Origin of the sequence: Lentisphaera araneosa HTCC2155, assembly GCF_000170755.1 — a bacterium.
GTDB lineage: Bacteria > Verrucomicrobiota > Lentisphaeria > Lentisphaerales > Lentisphaeraceae > Lentisphaera > Lentisphaera araneosa.
The window spans coordinates 244,772-261,365 of the sequence record NZ_ABCK01000003.1 but is presented as its reverse complement, the minus strand read 5'-3'; the positions used below and the strand labels follow the sequence as shown (position 1 = coordinate 261,365).

At 42.7% G+C, this 16,594-nt stretch carries 13 protein-coding genes; 11 read left to right on the top strand and 2 right to left on the bottom strand.

Translation table 11 applies throughout. From position 1 onward, the window contains the following. Positions 1-331 precede the first annotated feature (331 nt). From LNTAR_RS04020 to LNTAR_RS03985, 8 genes are all read left to right on the top strand, one after another. Positions 332-916: an RNA polymerase sigma factor gene (locus LNTAR_RS04020; protein WP_007277361.1), complete on the top strand. Its 585-nt coding sequence runs from the start codon at positions 332-334 to the stop codon at positions 914-916. After that, complete coding sequence (locus LNTAR_RS04015; protein WP_007277360.1) at positions 913-3,093, top strand: protein kinase domain-containing protein; 2,181 nt, start codon at positions 913-915, stop codon at positions 3,091-3,093. The genes LNTAR_RS04020 and LNTAR_RS04015 overlap by 4 nt, the downstream gene beginning before the upstream one ends. 1,029 nt (positions 3,094-4,122) lie before the next feature. Continuing rightward, on the top strand, positions 4,123-4,695 hold the full coding sequence (locus LNTAR_RS04010) for a prepilin-type N-terminal cleavage/methylation domain-containing protein (RefSeq protein WP_157473206.1): 573 nt from the start codon (positions 4,123-4,125) through the stop codon (positions 4,693-4,695). Next, positions 4,692-5,399: a type IV pilus modification PilV family protein gene (locus LNTAR_RS04005; protein WP_040914192.1), complete on the top strand. Its 708-nt coding sequence runs from the start codon at positions 4,692-4,694 to the stop codon at positions 5,397-5,399. The genes LNTAR_RS04010 and LNTAR_RS04005 overlap by 4 nt, the downstream gene beginning before the upstream one ends. Beyond that, positions 5,396-6,124, top strand: a complete 729-nt coding sequence (locus LNTAR_RS04000; RefSeq protein ID WP_007277357.1) for a PulJ/GspJ family protein — start codon at positions 5,396-5,398, stop codon at positions 6,122-6,124. Before LNTAR_RS04005 ends, LNTAR_RS04000 begins: the two co-directional genes overlap by 4 nt. Continuing rightward, the gene (locus LNTAR_RS03995) at positions 6,124-8,796 is read left to right on the top strand and encodes a hypothetical protein (protein WP_007277356.1); all 2,673 of its coding nucleotides are present in this window, start codon (positions 6,124-6,126) and stop codon (positions 8,794-8,796) included. The genes LNTAR_RS04000 and LNTAR_RS03995 overlap by 1 nt, the downstream gene beginning before the upstream one ends. Before the next feature lie 5 nt (positions 8,797-8,801). After that, positions 8,802-9,275 (top strand): hypothetical protein, encoded by a 474-nt coding sequence (locus tag LNTAR_RS03990; protein WP_007277355.1) that lies wholly within the window; start codon positions 8,802-8,804, stop codon positions 9,273-9,275. 13 nt (positions 9,276-9,288) lie between these two features. After that, entirely contained in the window at positions 9,289-10,221 is a 933-nt protein-coding gene (locus LNTAR_RS03985; RefSeq protein ID WP_007277354.1) for a hypothetical protein, read from the top strand. Between the two features lie 860 nt (positions 10,222-11,081). On the opposite strand, the gene LNTAR_RS03980 is transcribed toward LNTAR_RS03985, so the two are convergent. Both LNTAR_RS03980 and LNTAR_RS03975 read right to left on the bottom strand, forming a co-directional pair. Beyond that, a complete protein-coding gene (locus tag LNTAR_RS03980; protein WP_007277353.1) occupies positions 11,082-11,420 on the bottom strand; it encodes a four helix bundle protein in 339 nt (112 codons plus the stop codon). Between the two features lie 278 nt (positions 11,421-11,698). Next, positions 11,699-12,580, bottom strand: coding sequence for a universal stress protein (locus LNTAR_RS03975; RefSeq protein ID WP_007277352.1), 882 nt, complete (start codon positions 12,578-12,580; stop codon positions 11,699-11,701). 589 nt (positions 12,581-13,169) lie between these two features. Between LNTAR_RS03975 and LNTAR_RS03970 the strand changes: the two genes are divergently transcribed. The 3 genes from LNTAR_RS03970 (at position 13,170) to LNTAR_RS03960 (ending at position 16,582) form a co-directional block, all read left to right on the top strand. Then, entirely contained in the window at positions 13,170-13,670 is a 501-nt protein-coding gene (locus LNTAR_RS03970) for a WbuC family cupin fold metalloprotein (protein ID WP_083799939.1), read from the top strand. 268 nt (positions 13,671-13,938) lie between these two features. Continuing rightward, positions 13,939-15,093 carry a nucleotidyltransferase family protein gene (locus LNTAR_RS03965; protein ID WP_007277350.1) on the top strand — a complete coding sequence of 385 codons (1,155 nt, stop codon included), beginning with the start codon at positions 13,939-13,941 and terminating at the stop codon, positions 15,091-15,093. A 187-nt stretch (positions 15,094-15,280) separates the two neighbouring features. Further along, the gene (locus LNTAR_RS03960; RefSeq protein WP_007277349.1) at positions 15,281-16,582 is read left to right on the top strand and encodes a nucleotide sugar dehydrogenase; all 1,302 of its coding nucleotides are present in this window, start codon (positions 15,281-15,283) and stop codon (positions 16,580-16,582) included. Positions 16,583-16,594: the final 12 nt, after the last annotated feature.

Below are 16,594 nucleotides of genomic sequence, written 5' to 3'. Positions count from 1 at the left end.
TCAACTCAGCGCGTAGTGCGTCAACTCAGCGCGTAGTGCGTCAACTCAGCGCGTAGTGCGTCAACTCAGCGCGTAGTGCGTCAACTCAGCGCGTAGTGCGTCAACTCAGCGCGTAGTGCGTCAACTCAGCGCGTAGTGCGTCAACTCAGCGCGTAGCGCGTCAACTCAGCGCGTAGCGCGTCAACTCAGCGCGTAGCGCGTCAACTCAGCGCGTAGCGCGTCAACTCAGCGCGTAGCGCGTTAAAATTATAATTAAAAATTATCTCTCGTCTTGCACTCGCCCTGCTTTGTGGTCATTTTAAAGCCTTTCCACTTAATTATAGGATTCTCGATGGACAAATGGAATACTCGACAGACCTTGCTCATGCGGGCCAAAGACCCCAATGACCAAGTTGCTTGGGAAGAATTTGTCTCCTATTACCGTGAATTCCTCAAAGTCGTGATTTACAAAATCAACTCCAGCACCAGCTTATCGGAAGATTTCCTACAAGCGGTTCTCCTCGAAATTTGGCGCAGCCTGCCCCGTTTTGAAGTTGATAAAGAGCGCGCCAAATTCCGCACCTGGCTCTCAATCTTGGTTCGCAACACTGTCCTTAACCAGATCAAAAAAGAGCTCAAGCAAAATAAAATCCGCAAAGAACTCGAACCTCAGGCCGAACCCAATCAGGCGGAACTCGACCAAATGGTGCAAAAGGAATGGGAACTCCATATCTCTCGCCTCGCACTCGATAATATTAGCCAACGCTTCACAGGCAAAGCCATGGATGTGTTCAAACTCTCACTCAAGGGAAAGAGCATTGAGGATATCTGCGCCGAACTCGACATCACCCCCGAGTCGGCCTACACCCTAAAAAATCGCGTCAAAAAATACTTAGTTCGTGAAATCAAAAGATTGCGCACTGAGCTAGAGCAATGAATCCAGATTTACAGCCTAGCGAAGACGATCTCCTGCACTCACTCTTTGAAGAGAGCTTTGAGGAGGAAAGCGAAGTTTTAAAAGAAAACCCCTTTTTCCATAGCTTACTTGAGGACGAAAAGCGCTACACCGACTACTGCCTCATTGCTACCGGCGGCATGAAAAACATCTTCAAAGTCTTTGATAAAAAAACAGGGCGCCATGTGGCTCTCGCTCGTTTACGAGACGAAATCCCGGTAGAAATCTATGAGAATTTTTTACTTGAAGCACGTCTCACCTCTTTACTCGAGCACCCCAACATCATATCTGTCCATGATATTGGCCTCAATTCAAAAGATGAGCCCTACTTCACCATGGAGCTTAAAGTGGGTGATTCATTAAAAGACATCATCCAATCACTCCACAATCAACAAAGTGAATACGTCCAGAAATTTAGCCTTCATGATCTTCTCAATATATTTATAAAGATTTGTGATGCGGTCGCCTATGCCCATTCAAAATCCGTCATTCACCTCGATCTCAAACCCGGCAATATTCAAATTGGAACTTACGGCGAAGTACTCGTCTGCGATTGGGGACTCGGAAAAGTCATTGGCAATACAGTTTTTAATAATTACGAAGACCTCATGCTCAATCCCGATTTCCTCAACGACATTACTTTGACAGGTCAAATCAAAGGCACCTTGGGTTTCATGGCCCCCGAGCAAACCGAGAAAAACGGCGACAAAAGCCCCCTCTGCGATATCTACTCACTCGGTGCAATCCTTCATAGCATACTCACCTACCAACCCCCATTGAGTGGCTCGAAAGAAGAAATGATTGAACGAACTCGTCAGGGTGACCTCGACCTAGCAGTGCAGAATAGCTCTCAAACAAAAATCCCCCATAGCCTCATTGCCGTCAGTGAAAAAGCACTTTCACTCGAACCCAAAGACCGTTATCAATCCGTTCACGAACTAAAACAGGAAATCGACCAGTACTTAAAAGGCTTTTCCACAAAAGCTGAAAATGCGGGACCCGCAAAAGAACTCCAGCTCTTTATCAAACGCCACAAAATCACCTGCAGCCTCGCCTTCTGCTTCATCTTTATTGTAATTACGGGCACTAGCCTTTTCATCAAAAACCTCAACAAGAGCATTTATAGTGAACTCCAGGCTCGCGAAATCGCCGAACGTGCCAGCCAAGAAAGTCGTGAGGCGCAGGCAATTGCCGAACGAGAGAGCTCCCGCAGTCAAGAAGCCCTCAGCTTAGCCGAACGTGCCAACGAACGCAGTGTCGAGAGCATGAAACTCTTTGAAGCCCAAAAAGAAAAGGCGGAGAAGGCCATAAGTCTTTATGAGGCAGAGAAAAACCAGCGTAATAGCTACCTAAAAGACGCCAGTCGACGCTTCATGATCCACATTTATAAATTAACTGATTTTGATGTTTACGTCTATCCTGTTCAATCCCTTAACTTAGCACTTAAGACTATCAAACAAACCGAAGATTCTCACAAAGAAGCCACCCCAGAAGTTTTCACTCAGCAGAAATCTTATATCTATCTTATTCAGCAAAAATTCCAACTTGCCTCCCAAGCCAGTTCACAATTTGGTGGTGTCAAAGAAATCGTTGAACTAAGCCTTGATTTGCCAATGAAAAACGAACTATTAAGGCCCGAAGCTATCCCTGAATTTTTCAAACGAGCTAAAACCGTTCCCTATGGCCACTTTAGGAACGTCTCTGGAAAAATGGTTTCCTACGATGGTGCTGTCCGAAAAAACATTGAAGATCATAGCATTTTCGTTCGTGAAACGATCCTCCACCACAACCATCGCTGGAACTCAGAAAACTTTCATTTTGACAAAACCAAGAAACACCTCAAAATCCATGGTGACAACCTCATAAACTTGGGTGTTCATAGTCACCTTGCGCGCGGAGTCGATAGCAAGATTTTCTTCTCTTTCCTCACTTACCTCAAGCTCAAATCCCTCGACCTCAGCCAGAGTGATTTCTTTGACCTTCAGCAAATTCAAAACCTAGAACTCACCCAACTCAACATCTCCAACACCCTCGTCACCAACTTGAGCCCCCTCGACGAAATGCCCCACCTCCAAGAACTCATCGTCAACTACGACCAATTCCCCCCGCAATCCCTACAACAAATCCCCAGCAAAATCAAAATCACCTATACAAAATGAGTAGACGACCGCAGGTCTGAGTTGACGGCTAAAGCCTGAGTTGACGAGGCGGAGCCTCTGAGTTTACGGAACGGAGTTCCTTAGGGAACGACCGCAGGTCTGAGTTGACGGCCAAAGCCTGAGGTGACGCTGCGCTGAGTTAACGAAACGGAGTTCCTGAGCTAAAATAAAGTTTATACATTAATAATAGAACTCAGCGCGAAGCGCGTCAACTCAGCGCGAAGCGCGTCAACTCAGCGCGAAGCGCGTCAACTCAGCGCGAAGCGCGTCAACTCAGCGCAAAGCGCGTCAACTCAGCGCGAAGCGCGTCAACTCAGCGCAAAGCGCGTCAACTCAGCGCGAAGCGCGTCAACTCAGCGCGAAGCGCGTCAACTCAGCGCGAAGCGCGTCAACTCAGCGCGAAGCGCGTCAACTCAGCACGAAGTGCGTATTCTCAGCACGAAGTGCGTATTCTCAGCACGAAGCGCGTCAACTCAGCGCGAAGCGCGTATTCTCAGCACGAAGTGCGTATTCTCAGCACGAAGTGCGTATTCTCAGCACGAAGTGCGTATTCTCAGCACGAAGTGCGTATTCTCAGCACGAAGTGCGTATTCTCAGCACGAAGTGCGTATTCTCAGCACGAAGTGCGTATTCTCAGCACGAAGTGCGTATTCTCAGCACGAAGCGCGTCAACTCAGCGCGAAGCGCGTATTCTCAGCACGAAGTGCGTATTCTCAGCACGAAGCGCGTATTCTCAGCACGAAGTGCGCAAACTCAGCGCGAAGCGCGTATTCTCAGCACGAAGTGCGCAAACTCAGCGCGAAGCGCGTAAACTCAGCGCGAAGCGCGTAAACTCAGGAACTCCGTTCCGTCAACTTAGGCCAAAGGTCGTAACACCCCCTTAATTATTTTTCAAATGACCATTTTAATTTGGAAATGTAAGTTTTTCGGCATTTTCTCAGCTCTCCAAGCAAGAGCACTCATCACTCACAACTTGCTTGCCTAGAGCTTTAATCATATATTTTAGATAGTTCTGATCGTATATATTAAATGAGAATCTCTATGTCCACAAAAAGTTTTAAAAAGAATTTTTCCCTTATCGAGCTGCTGGCAGTAATTGCCATCATGTCGATGCTCATCGCCATTGTCGGCGCCGCCATGAAGCCCGACCCCGTCAACTCAGCGACTCGCGAAATCTCCGGCGCCATCAACAAAGCACGCTCCTATGCCCTATCCAAAAGAAAGTATACTGTTCTCCGTGTCACACAAGCACAACTCAACAAATCCTTTGTTGAGGTACAACCCATTGCCATATATACTGACAGTGCTTTATTAACACTTGATTCACAAAAAACTATCCCCGGCTCAACTACTATTTACCTAAACAAAGGGTCTTCAACTTTTCATGAAAATGATATAGAAACTTCCGACCCTAACGCCCTTACTACCACCTATATTAGCTTTCATCCCAATGGTGGAGTTAACTCTACGTCGTTCGGGACTAATTCCGGCAAGTACAGCATCAACATTTACGACAGACGTGGCTATGACAGTGGCGGAAACTACATCAAGGGCGACATGCGTATCTACGTTAATAAATTTACTGGCATGGTGTCATTTTGAGAACGCACAGTAAAAAACACTCTTTCACCATGGTCGAAGTCATCATTGCTCTTGGCATACTGACCATTGCCATGTTTACTCTTGTCGGCCTCCTGCCTGCAGGCCTTCAAAACTCTGAAGATACCGAACACGCCACTTATGCCCCGATAGTTGCCGATGGTTTTGGCACCATTTTAACTCACTTACTTAACGGTGATGAAAGTGGCACAAACTGGGACAATTACTGGGACACTTGCGATGTCGACATACAGTATAGTGCTGCCCACCATGATATAAATGTAGCAATAACAGGATCCACAAACATAGCAGACCCAAGTAGCTTTAAAGTCCTTAACTTACAATCTGGCTTTCCCTCTTCAACATTTTCTGGCATTAACGCAAATATCGCAAATGATCCATTCCTTAGCCAGTTCACTCTATATGGTACAGGCTCCGCGACTTACCCTGATTTGTTTGGAGGTTACTACAAAGGCCTCGCAGCTGACGGTGTAACAGAAGCTGAATATGGCGTACGCGTTTGGTACGGAGAAACTGAATTAGCAACAACATCGGGCACAGTCGAAACTGCACTTGAGCCAGAAGCTGGGGACGAAGATATAATCTTTACTATTGAAATCTCTTGGCCACCTCAAATGCAATACCAAAGACGTATTGCCATGGGCAATTTTTATAAAACGACAAAAATTGTGAGTAAAAAACCATGAAAAAATATACCCTCATAGAACTCCTTGTCGCCATGGGTATTTTTGCCTTTATGATGCTACTTCTCATGAACTTTTTTAGTATTTCAACTGATCTACTCGGCAGAGAGAATAACCGCGCCACTAAACTTTACGAAGCGAGTATTATTTCATCATTGCTGCAACAAGATCTAAAAGGTTTATCCGTCAACGGAACTGACAGCCCTTTCGAATACCATACAAATCGCTCAGGAAAAACATACTTACGATTTATTAGCGAAGGCTACGACGAAAACACTAGTGTTGATTCTACAGTCCCCATACTAGTTAGCTATATCTATGATTTTAGTACTAAAGAAATATTTCGCTATGTTGAAAGTGTGAGTGATTTTGAAACTACCTATGGCGCCATAACTCTAGATGGCTCAGATAAAATAGCCAATTTTAATAACATAGAAACCAGTACTAATGGGGCACTCATATTAGAGGGTGTAGAGGCCTTTGATTTAGTTTTTTATGAAGCAGGAAATTTTAAAACTTTTACGGCTTCAGTTCTAACTAGCAACAGCAATTTCAGTAACCTTCGTTATAGCAATGTACCCTCGTCAGGAAGCGCATTAACGACAAAGCCCGATTCCGTCACGATACAAATGGCCTTAAATGATAAAGATGTCATTGGGATTACTGGCTTGGAAGACAAAAATCGCCGTACTATAACTCAACAATTTATACTGGGATATAACGACTAATGAAAAAACTACTTAATCTTAAAGAAAAAAACTCAGGCATTGCTATCATGTTCTCTCTTATGATGATGGCTGTATTTTTAGTTCTCGGCATGGGTTTTTCCGCCTATATGAGCAATATTCGCCGAGCTGCCGAATACCAAAAAGATTTCAAAGTTAACAAGGACATTGAGGATGTTTTAATCTATCAAATTCGCCTAGCTCTCAAAGGTGGATTTGACGTTGAAGGCGAATATTCAGGTGCGGCTTCAGATTATTATGCAGCATCCATGCCCGAAGGAGCACCCTCCAAATTCTATGGAGCCTCCACTATTAACGACAGTAGCGATAGTACTCTCCAAAAGCCAGATACGACAACAGACATTCATTATGCTGCATGGGGAATCGAATCAACAGATCCATTACACTATGTCAAAGCAGACGAAATCCTTTTCACTGTCTATGATGCAAACGCTGACAACATTGATGCGGCTTCCTACATAGATCCGGATGTATTCACTTCGCCCAACGACCCTACCAATGGGGCCCTAGGTTGGCAAGAACACATTGATGAAAACAACCAAGTCTACGCCATTTCTACGTGGGCTCTCATAGGCATGTCTGGACGGCTTGATCCAAGCCACGTTGATACAGCTACATCTGGAACTAGCTTGACAGCACTCAAGGCGAATGGAGAAAATATATCTGAAGTTAGCGTATCTAACTTTATCACAAATGGCTTAGCTCGAGCAGCTGTTAGTTTAAATTCAACAAGTGCCTTACCTACATTTCAAGACGCACTCCGTGATGCCGACTCTGGTTCATTTGATGACAGTGCTTATTTCAGCTTTTTCCCTCTGGCCAGTAAGTATACCTTTGAGATGCTGAATGAATCAGATGTCCTTGAAAAAACAGACAAATCATTAACCATGCATTCTACTGAATCTCCTATCACTTTATTTGATTTAAGTGAAATATATACTGACAACACCATAACCCCCGAGGTTATCGCAGGTAATTCGGGAAGCAAACCAATAATCTACCTCTCTGATGCAACATCTACCGTACCAGAAACACAACGTTTACAAATTGCCGCTAACCTTATAGATTATATTGATGCTGACGATACCCCGTCAACAGATTATGACGGATCGAACCGAGCAACACTTACCTATATGGGAAATGAGAAAGTACCCGTTATCAATGAGTTACAGTTTGATCTATCTTTTTCTTGGTCTCATTCATCTGGAGAAATTACACATACATTTACAGCAGATGTCGTTACTGAATTATTAAACATGTACACTATCAGTCCAAGCATCACTGGTGGTACAATCACCTTTACAGCAGACATTTCATACACACTATGGGATGGTTGGAAAGGGAATCATAAAGATGTATCAACTGCGACACACACTTTTACCATAGATACAAGCGGAAACTCTTTTAGCACGCCCTCATACATCAACACCACATCATCATCTATATCGCCTTCTCTCGACCAATCATATTTTTACACAGATATAAATGCAATCTACACACAGGTAAAAAACTTTACAATAAGCAACATTAGCCCAATTACTTTTACTGGTTCAACTGGTGATACTTGGGATGTTGCACAAATAGATAACGGTTCTGGAGAATATACTCAGGCGACAATAAACACGGCACCTCGTTATCTAGCTTTCCAGTGTGCTGAACCCAAATTAAATCACGACCCAAATCAATGGTCAACCACTACGGGAGCAACAACATTTGCAACACTTGCAACCAATACAATGACGGGGCCATCATTCATCAATACAACATACATCCCATCAGGTAACATGGATAGAGAGGATGCTACAGACCCAAAAGATTTATCAACAAATTATATCCGCAACAATGTCATTTTAAACCTTCACGAACTAGGCTACATCCATCGCGGTGTCCCCTACCAAACACTCAACCTTATTGAATTCAATACTGAAACACCTGAAAAAATTGGAAACTACACCAATAGCAACGGAGAATTCCTTTACAACTCAGCGAAAACATTTGAAAGTCTAAGCAATGGAGGTGATAGATCGATTTTAGACTATGTCTCTGTTGGAACTAATTCAACTACTGGTGATTTAGAAGAAACCACTCCGAATCAGGGACGAATCAACCCCAACACTAACCATCCCTCAGTACTAAAAGCTTTATTTTATGGTATATCAGCTGATCATCCCGGATCAAACACGGATAGAGTCGGTGTTTCGGGAACTACCATCTTAGACTCTGATATAATGCAACTAATATCACAATTTCCAGGCATTAACTCAAGCCGCACAAACTTACCTTACCATGGAGGCGGGGACGACTTTCCTAGCATCGGATATTTTGATCCGCTTTGGTTCAAAAATTTAAAAAACAACCCTCCAAGTTATGGCATTCCTTTTAAAAAAGCGACAAATCTCAATGACAGAGAAGCCGAAGTCCTCCTCTGTAACACACGTCGTTTCGTAAGTGTTAATCGCAACTACTATATCGCTTCTTTAGCTGTTGATGCCACATCTACTTCAGCAGATGACGGAACCAGAGCCACAGGTATCCCTTGTACTCAGCAATATTTACTAAGAGAGCTCATTGACGATGCCAAAGATAGCTCAGACTCATCTGCAACCCCTCACGACCCTAGCGATGATCGCTACCGTGTAAGAATTTTAAGGTAAAAACCATGAAAATATTTTTTTATATTCTAATAAGTTTTTCGATCATCCTAAATGCCCAAGAAAAAAAGGCCAAGAAGAAAGGGAATGAATTCAATCAACACAATGTTGAAATCCTTAGCCTCAAACTTCTTGAAAAAAAATATGTACCAAAAGCCAAAAAAGAATTATCTAATTTGGAAAAAGAAAAAAAACGATATGAAGCTGGATTGGCCAAGTTAAGTAAAAATTCAAAATCATACAAAGCACGTAAAGCAGAGTATGATACGATACTTAAAAACATAAAAGCTCAAAAAATAATCATTGTTTATACTACAACTTTCAAAAAGCACCTTGAGGAGAAGCTCAATAAAAACTATAAGAACGTCGATAAACATGAAGAAATCTTAGCAAAACTTAAAGATGCGTATCAAACCGAAACAGGTGAAAGATTTCCGAATCTAGAAAGTGAATCATTAAATCACTTAATTAAAAAAAAATAACACACCCTCATAAATGACTAAACTTTTATGTTTTTTCTTTCTATGCTTGAGTGCATGGCCCCAAGGCAGCTTGACTTCAAGCTGTCTTTTTGATTTTGCGCAGGGCGCAAAAGCTCAAGAGATCATTGGCCAAGTCGATGACTACGTCAAACTTCAGCAAAGACTCGAGCGCGCCCAACGACTCAATAGCCAAGAACCCGTTACCCAGGCTGATTATTTGCGCCGAGCGCAAGAATCCATCCTCGATTTCACTGAAAAGGAAATCACCCTACTCAATCAAGCCTCCCAAGAACTCGAAATCACTTTTCGGGATTATCAGCTCAATTTTCCCAAGAAAATCTATTATTTGAAGACCAATGGTAATGAGGAAGGCGCCCCCTACACCCGCAAGAACTTCATTGTCTTCCCCGACTTTAGCCTTAAAAAAAATGTCGCCCAAATGAAAGAATTACTTGCCCACGAACTCTTTCATATCCTCAGTCGCTACAATCCTGATTTGAGCACCGAACTCTACAAAATCATTGGCTTTCACTACTGTGGCAAGATTGCGGAAGCCGCAAACTTAAAACGCATTCGCATCACCAATCCCGATGCCCCCATCTACGAACACTACATCGTGCTCACAGATAAATCAGGCAAGAAGTTCCCTGCCATCCCTTTTCTACATCTCAAAATTAAGTCCCTCAAAGAAGTCGATCAAAACGTCGTCTTCCGCCATATGCAATTGGGCTTCGTCAAAATTGACCTCACGACAAAAACTACTATCGAAAACATTATCCCCGTCGAAGACATCGCCACTTCACTCTTCCAGCAAGTCGGCAACAATACCCATTACATCATCCACCCCGAAGAAACCATTTCCGATAACTTCGCCCAGCTCATGTGTGGCATTGAGCCAAAAACTCCCAGGATTCATGAAGAGCTTAAGCAACTTCTTAGGAAATAAGTTGACGGCCTTCGGCCTGAGTTTACGCTACGCTGAGTGGACGGAACAAGTTCCTGAGTTTACGAGGCAGAGCCTCTGAGTTGACGAAGCGTAGCTTCTAAGTTAACGGAACAAGTTCCTGAGTTTACGAGGCAGAGCCTCTGAGTTGACGAAGCGTAGCTTCTAAGTTAACGGAACAAGTTCCTGAGGTGACGACCGGAGGTCTGAGTGGACGACCGGAGGTCTGAGTTGACGACCGGAGGTCTGAGTTGACGCTTCGCTGAGTGGACGGAACAAGTTCCTGAGTTTACGAGGCAGAGCCTCTGAGTTGACGAAGCGTAGCTTCTAAGTTAACGGAACAAGTCCCTGAGGTGACGACCGGAGGTCTCAGTTGACGACCGGAGGTCTGAGTTGACGACCGGAGGTCTGAGTTGACGCTTCGCTGAGTGAACGAAGCGAAGCTTCTAAGCTAAAATAATAACTCAGCGCGAAGCGCGTATTCTCAGCACCTAGCGCGTAAACTCAGCACGAAGCGCGTAAACTCAGCACCTAGCGCGTAAACTCAGTACCTAGTGCGTAAACTCAGTACCTAGTGCGTAAACTCAGCGCGAAGCGCGTAAACTCAGCGCGAAGCGCGTAAACTCAGCGCGAAGCGCGTAAACTCAGCGCGAAGCGCGTAAACTCAGCGCGAAGCGCGTAAACTCAGCGCGAAGCGCGTAAACTCAGCACGCAGTGCGTAAACTCAGCGCGAAGCGCGTAAACTCAGCGCGAAGCGCGTAAACTCAGCGCGAAGCGCGTAAACTCAGCGCGAAGCGCGTAAACTCAGCACGCAGTGCGTAAACTCAGCGCGAAGCGCGTAAACTCAGCACGCAGTGCGTATACTAATTTAACTTCTTTGAAAATGAAGAAATCATTTGTATAAGCTCTTTACATTCCTGGTAGGAACTTAGACAAAATCCCTCCTTTAAGAATCCGACTTCTTTACCAATGATGATCTGAGTTTGTAATTCAGCACAAGATGCTTTTGAATAAGATAGAAAATGCTGAGTCTCTTTAACAGAGTCCCTTAACATTCCTTCCGCAATATTACTTGGTATTGAGAGTGACGAACGTGTAATCTGATCTTTAAAACCATAATCCTTTAGATTCAGAGTCTCCTTGTAAATAGCAATACTCAGTTTCACCGAGCGCTTCCAAATTTCTAAATCTTCAAAATTCATATTCCCCTCCTATAATAACTCAGCGCATAGCGCGTAAACTCAGCGCGTAGTGCGTCAACTCAGCACGCAGTGCGTATTCTCAGCGCGAAGCGCGTAAACTCAGCACGCAGTGCGTCAACTCAGCGCGAAGCGCGTAAACTCAGCGCGAAGCGCGTAAACTCAGCACGCAGTGCGTCAACTCAGCGCGAAGCGCGTAAACTCAGCACCTAGCGTGTATTCTCAGCGCGAAGCGCGTAAACTCAGCGCGAAGCGCGTAAACTCAGCGCGAAGCGCGTAAACTATTTCACAACGAGGACATCAACTTTAGCATCATGAATGATGTGGCGTACTGTGCTACCCGTAATCATCTTTTCGAGTTTATGATTGGAGGAGGAACTCACGACAATCAAATCCGCTTTCATTTCTTTTGCCAAAATATGAATCTGTGCGGAGGGATCACCGAAACGCACGTGCTGAGGGTGGCGTTCTTCATCGATATTCAATAAATTGTAGAGGCGACGGAACTGCGTCTCAGCCTCTTTCCGGAAAACGTCATCGGTAATTTCTGTCACCCCACTATTTGTGCTAAGGTAGCCATCAAAATCTGAGTAATTGATCACTTCGGGAAGCACATGCACAAACTCGAGTTTCGCCCCTGTTTGTTCCGCAAAAGATAAGGCTTCCGCCGCCGCTTTTTGACATGACGTGGTAAAATCTACGGGGCATAAAATTTTCTTGGGGATGCCAGTAAAAGCTTTATCGGGATGAATCCACACGGGTCCCTCGGCGTATTTCACTAAGCGTTCGGCATGACTCTTGCCAAGCATATGCCTAAAACCACTACTATGACGCCCCACAACAATGAGTGAATTACCAATTTTTTTTGCGATATGCGCAAGCTCTTTTGCCGTATTACCCACACTGATGAGTGGTGCCTCAATTTTATGATGTCCATAATCGGGGTAGAGTCGCTGTATTTCATCACTCAGTTTCATCATCATTTTATCTATTGTCTCATCAGTAGATGTGGGGTGGAGTAATTTCACACTCAGCGGCTCAATGATATGTACGGGGTAGATCAGCACTCCGAAGAGTTCACTTAACTTTTGCGCTTCTCGCACAGCTAAACTGAATTGTTTCTTTGAAGTAACGCCAACAATTATGGTTTCTATATTTTTCATTTGCATGCTCCTCATTTACCTAAACTTATTACATAAAAAACACCTCTCCAAAAAGTATGCCCCTCACAAAAAATAATTATCAATTAATTATACCCTTAATCCTTACGCGATTTGCGCTTTTTGATTAATCACAAACTTAAGTATGAATTAGATAATCATATTTTTTTAATATCCACCTATTTCATTGCCATTTAAAACAAGCTATAGTCACAAGTAGTCATCAAGCACAAAGTTAATGAAAAATGCCCGCTCCATTTTTCATGCGGAGCCTGCCTAGTTTTCACAAAATAAAATAATTATGAATCTTTAATTCTCGATTTGAATGAAAGCAAAAACCTCTACCACAGATTTTATTTTCCTACTTCGCAAGCGCCATTGGTCAGACCCTGCTAAGTATAAAAGTTAAATCTGCATGATCTGTGGTTAAACTCATGCTTCTTTCAGAGCTTTAGCCCCTATAAAATCGTCGAAGTCGTCATCAATTAATTAAAAAAGATTAAATAATTTTGGTAAGGTCAGGCTGAGAAAACGCACTTCGTGCTAAGGAAACGCGCTTAGCGCTGAGTTGAAAGTTATGGACGAGAGATGAATTCTAAAATTTAGAAACAGGAAATCGCTTAGTAAAGAAGACTTGATTAAACTTGAAGTCGCTGCAAATAAATCAGCTAGAAAACGCGCGCACCTTAACTTGCATGATTCTTTTGAAGATCCGATTCAAAGAATATGCATTGCCATTGATCAAGAAAGCTATATTCCGCCACACATGTACCCACAAAAAGAGAAATGGGAAATGATAGTCGCGGTAAAAGGACGCGCTGCAGTACTCTTTTTTGATGAGCTAAGTTGCATAACTAAAAAAGTAGAACTTGGACTTAAGTCTGAATTACATGCTATACAAATCCCCGCAGGAACTTGGCATTCAATCGTTCCATTAGATCCGGTTACTATCATAATGAAAATCAAACAAGGGCCTTATAATCCAGAGCAAGTTACATATTTTGCTGAGTGGGCACCATCTGAAAAAGGTAAGCATCAAGCCATTCGTGAGTGGTATAGAAGTGCACAAGTTGGCACTAGTTTTACATCATAAACGCTGAACTTACTACCTAGTAAATCAATCTACTTACGTCTCAAACAACTTATTTCAACCCCTTCGTATAAAGCTAGCAGCCTGACGGGTTTCTCTCCGTCAGACTGTAAAACAGCTGAATTTCACCGAGTTCATGCCCGAAATTCGTTAAACATGTCTAATATTCGTCTCATCTCTGACAAAAACCACTTTATTCACTCCGTTTTTCCTTACGAAGCTCAAAGTCCGACAGACTGCTAGGAGTTTAATAAATTACAGGCAAATCCTTATGGGTAATAAAAAATACACTTATTATAAAATAGAGTCAGAAGAATTTGCTTTTTTACTTCATATTTTATCTTCCAAAATTTCAGAAAAAAAAATCTTTATCCCAGATACTCTTGATTGGAAGCTATTTCTATTTTTAGTAAGAAGGCACCGAGTCGAAACATTGGTCTACGAAGTCTTTAAAGATAGTTTAACTCAAGTGAAAATAATACCAATACTAAAGAATCATGCTATTACAAACAAACTCAATTCAGAACATCACAAAAGAATCATATTGGAGCTATCAGGTCTACTAAAGCAAAATACCATTAGGCATTTTTATACTAAAGGACTGATCTTATCTTTAAAACTTTGGGGTGACATATCGACAAGAACAGTAGGTGATATTGATGTAATTATTGAAAAAAAGGACCGTTTAAAAGTACATCAATTACTTTTAGATAATGGATATAAATGTAAAGAATTTAAATGGGTCAATAATGACCGCATTAATTTTCACAAGAAATTCTCTCACCAAATAGCCTATGTGAAGCAAGGGATTGTCATTGAAGTTTTAACTGATGTTTGTTCTCTAATCAGGTCACCTGAGGTCATGGACAATAACTTTCATAGCACTTTTAACTTTGACAACACAAATTTAACCGTACTAAACCCAGAAATGAATTTTATTGAATTGTGCGTTCATGGCTCAAGTCACTACTGGGCTAGGTTACATTGGCTAATGGATATAGGAAAAATCCTTCATGACAATACTCTTAATTGGGATAAAGTGTTGAATTTAGCCAAGAAACGCAAACTAGAAAAAATCATTTTTGAGACTTGCGCATTAGCTAAAGATATACTCTCTGTACCCTTACCGTTTAAAGCTTCGGACGCCAAACTTACGGGAGATTTCATAACAAACATTAGTTCTCATGAATACTTTGCATTTGCAATAAAACTAAAAGTAATGAGACACAGATTACGATTTCAGATGACTCCTTATTACAATTGGCCACGCTTGTGTATGAAATATTTCTACAAAACAAGTGAATGGGATAAAATCAGATTACCTAAACAACTCTATTATTCATACTTTCTTTTCAGGCCAATACTGATTTTCTTCAAAGTGTTAACGCTCATCCCGGGTCTGGCTACCGGCTATCGACAAAGGTGACACAAAATCAAAAAGAACTCACAAAAAACAACTTTCATCATTCTTTAAGCAAATTAAGCTTTCAAACATTTTTTTTATGCACTATAGCTAGCTAACAAAAAAAAGTTCAAATACCCTTTGTAGAGTAAAAGAATAATTAATTTTAAATTCAAAATCATCTCAACCCCCAAGCAAAAAAAAACTTATTATGAATAAAAACATCGCAATTATTGGCCTAGGTTATGTTGGGCTCCCCCTCGCCATTGAATTCGGGAAAAAAGTTACGACACTCGGCTTCGATATCAATCAAGCTCGTATTAAAGAACTCAATAAAGGTCATGACGCCACCTTAGAAGTTGAAGAACATGAGTTTACAGAAGCGCACAAACTTACCTTTACTTATGATGTTGAAGAACTCAAAAACGCACAAATTTATATCGTCACGGTTCCCACCCCAATAGACGAACACAAACGGCCCGACTTAAGCCCTCTAGAGAAAGCTTCACAAACTGTTGCTAGCGTCATAAAAAAAGGTGATATTGTCATATACGAAAGTACCGTATACCCAGGGGCTACCGAAGAAGTTTGTATCCCCATTATCGAAAAGCTCTCAGGTCTAAAATATATTTCCACTGAAACCCTAGAAGCTAATAGCCAAGCTCTAAAAACTGAAAACGATGTTTTCTACGCCGGCTACTCACCCGAACGCATCAATCCCGGAGATAAGACTCACCGACTACCAAACATCAAGAAAGTCACTTCGGGGTCCACGCCCGAAATCGGTCAAGAAATTGATAAGCTCTACCAAAATATCATCACGGCTGGCACTCACTTGGCTCCCTCTATTAAAGTTGCTGAAGCCGCAAAAGTCATTGAAAATACACAGCGTGACCTCAACATAGCTCTTGTCAACGAGCTTGCCCTCATTTTCGAAAAAATAGGAATCGATACCTTGGATGTACTCGAAGCCGCAGGAACCAAATGGAATTTCCTCCCGTTCCGCCCTGGGCTAGTCGGCGGGCACTGTATTGGTGTCGACCCTTACTACCTCACTCACAAAGCACAGCAAGTGGGCTACCAACCCGAAATCATTCTAGCTGGCCGTCGCCTCAACGATGGCATGGGTGCTTATGTGGCAAATACCGTTATCAAACTGATGATTGCCAAAGGCCAAACGATTGCTGGCGCCAAAGTCCTCGTCAAAGGAATTACTTTTAAAGAAAACTGCCCTGACATTCGCAATTCACGAGTTATCGATGTTATTGAAGAATTACAAAGTTTTCATGTCAAAGTTTCGGTACACGACCCTTGGGCCAATGCTCAGGAAGTCAAAGATGAATACGCGGTCGACCTCGTCCAAGAACTCGATTCTGATTACGACGCCGTCATCCTCGCCGTCGCTCACAAGGAATTCAAAGACCTCGATATTAAATCTATCACCCATGACAATAGCGTCATTTACGATATCAAATGTGTTCTCGACCCCACACAAATTGATGGACGACTTTAAGCACAGATCAGT

Excerpts from the sequence above, each read along its gene's own strand:
- LNTAR_RS04020 (WP_007277361.1), top strand. The coding sequence starts at position 332 with ATGGACAAATGGAATACTCGACAGACCTTGCTCATGCGGGCCAAAGAC.
- LNTAR_RS04015 (WP_007277360.1), top strand. The coding sequence starts at position 913 with ATGAATCCAGATTTACAGCCTAGCGAAGACGATCTCCTGCACTCACTC.
- LNTAR_RS04010 (WP_157473206.1), top strand. The coding sequence starts at position 4,123 with ATGAGAATCTCTATGTCCACAAAAAGTTTTAAAAAGAATTTTTCCCTT.
- LNTAR_RS04000 (WP_007277357.1), top strand. The coding sequence starts at position 5,396 with ATGAAAAAATATACCCTCATAGAACTCCTTGTCGCCATGGGTATTTTT.
- LNTAR_RS03995 (WP_007277356.1), top strand. The coding sequence starts at position 6,124 with ATGAAAAAACTACTTAATCTTAAAGAAAAAAACTCAGGCATTGCTATC.
- LNTAR_RS03990 (WP_007277355.1), top strand. The coding sequence starts at position 8,802 with ATGAAAATATTTTTTTATATTCTAATAAGTTTTTCGATCATCCTAAAT.
- LNTAR_RS03985 (WP_007277354.1), top strand. The coding sequence starts at position 9,289 with ATGACTAAACTTTTATGTTTTTTCTTTCTATGCTTGAGTGCATGGCCC.
- LNTAR_RS03980 (WP_007277353.1), bottom strand. The coding sequence starts at position 11,420 with ATGAATTTTGAAGATTTAGAAATTTGGAAGCGCTCGGTGAAACTGAGT.
- LNTAR_RS03975 (WP_007277352.1), bottom strand. The coding sequence starts at position 12,580 with ATGAAAAATATAGAAACCATAATTGTTGGCGTTACTTCAAAGAAACAA.
- LNTAR_RS03965 (WP_007277350.1), top strand. The coding sequence starts at position 13,939 with ATGGGTAATAAAAAATACACTTATTATAAAATAGAGTCAGAAGAATTT.
- LNTAR_RS03960 (WP_007277349.1), top strand. The coding sequence starts at position 15,281 with ATGAATAAAAACATCGCAATTATTGGCCTAGGTTATGTTGGGCTCCCC.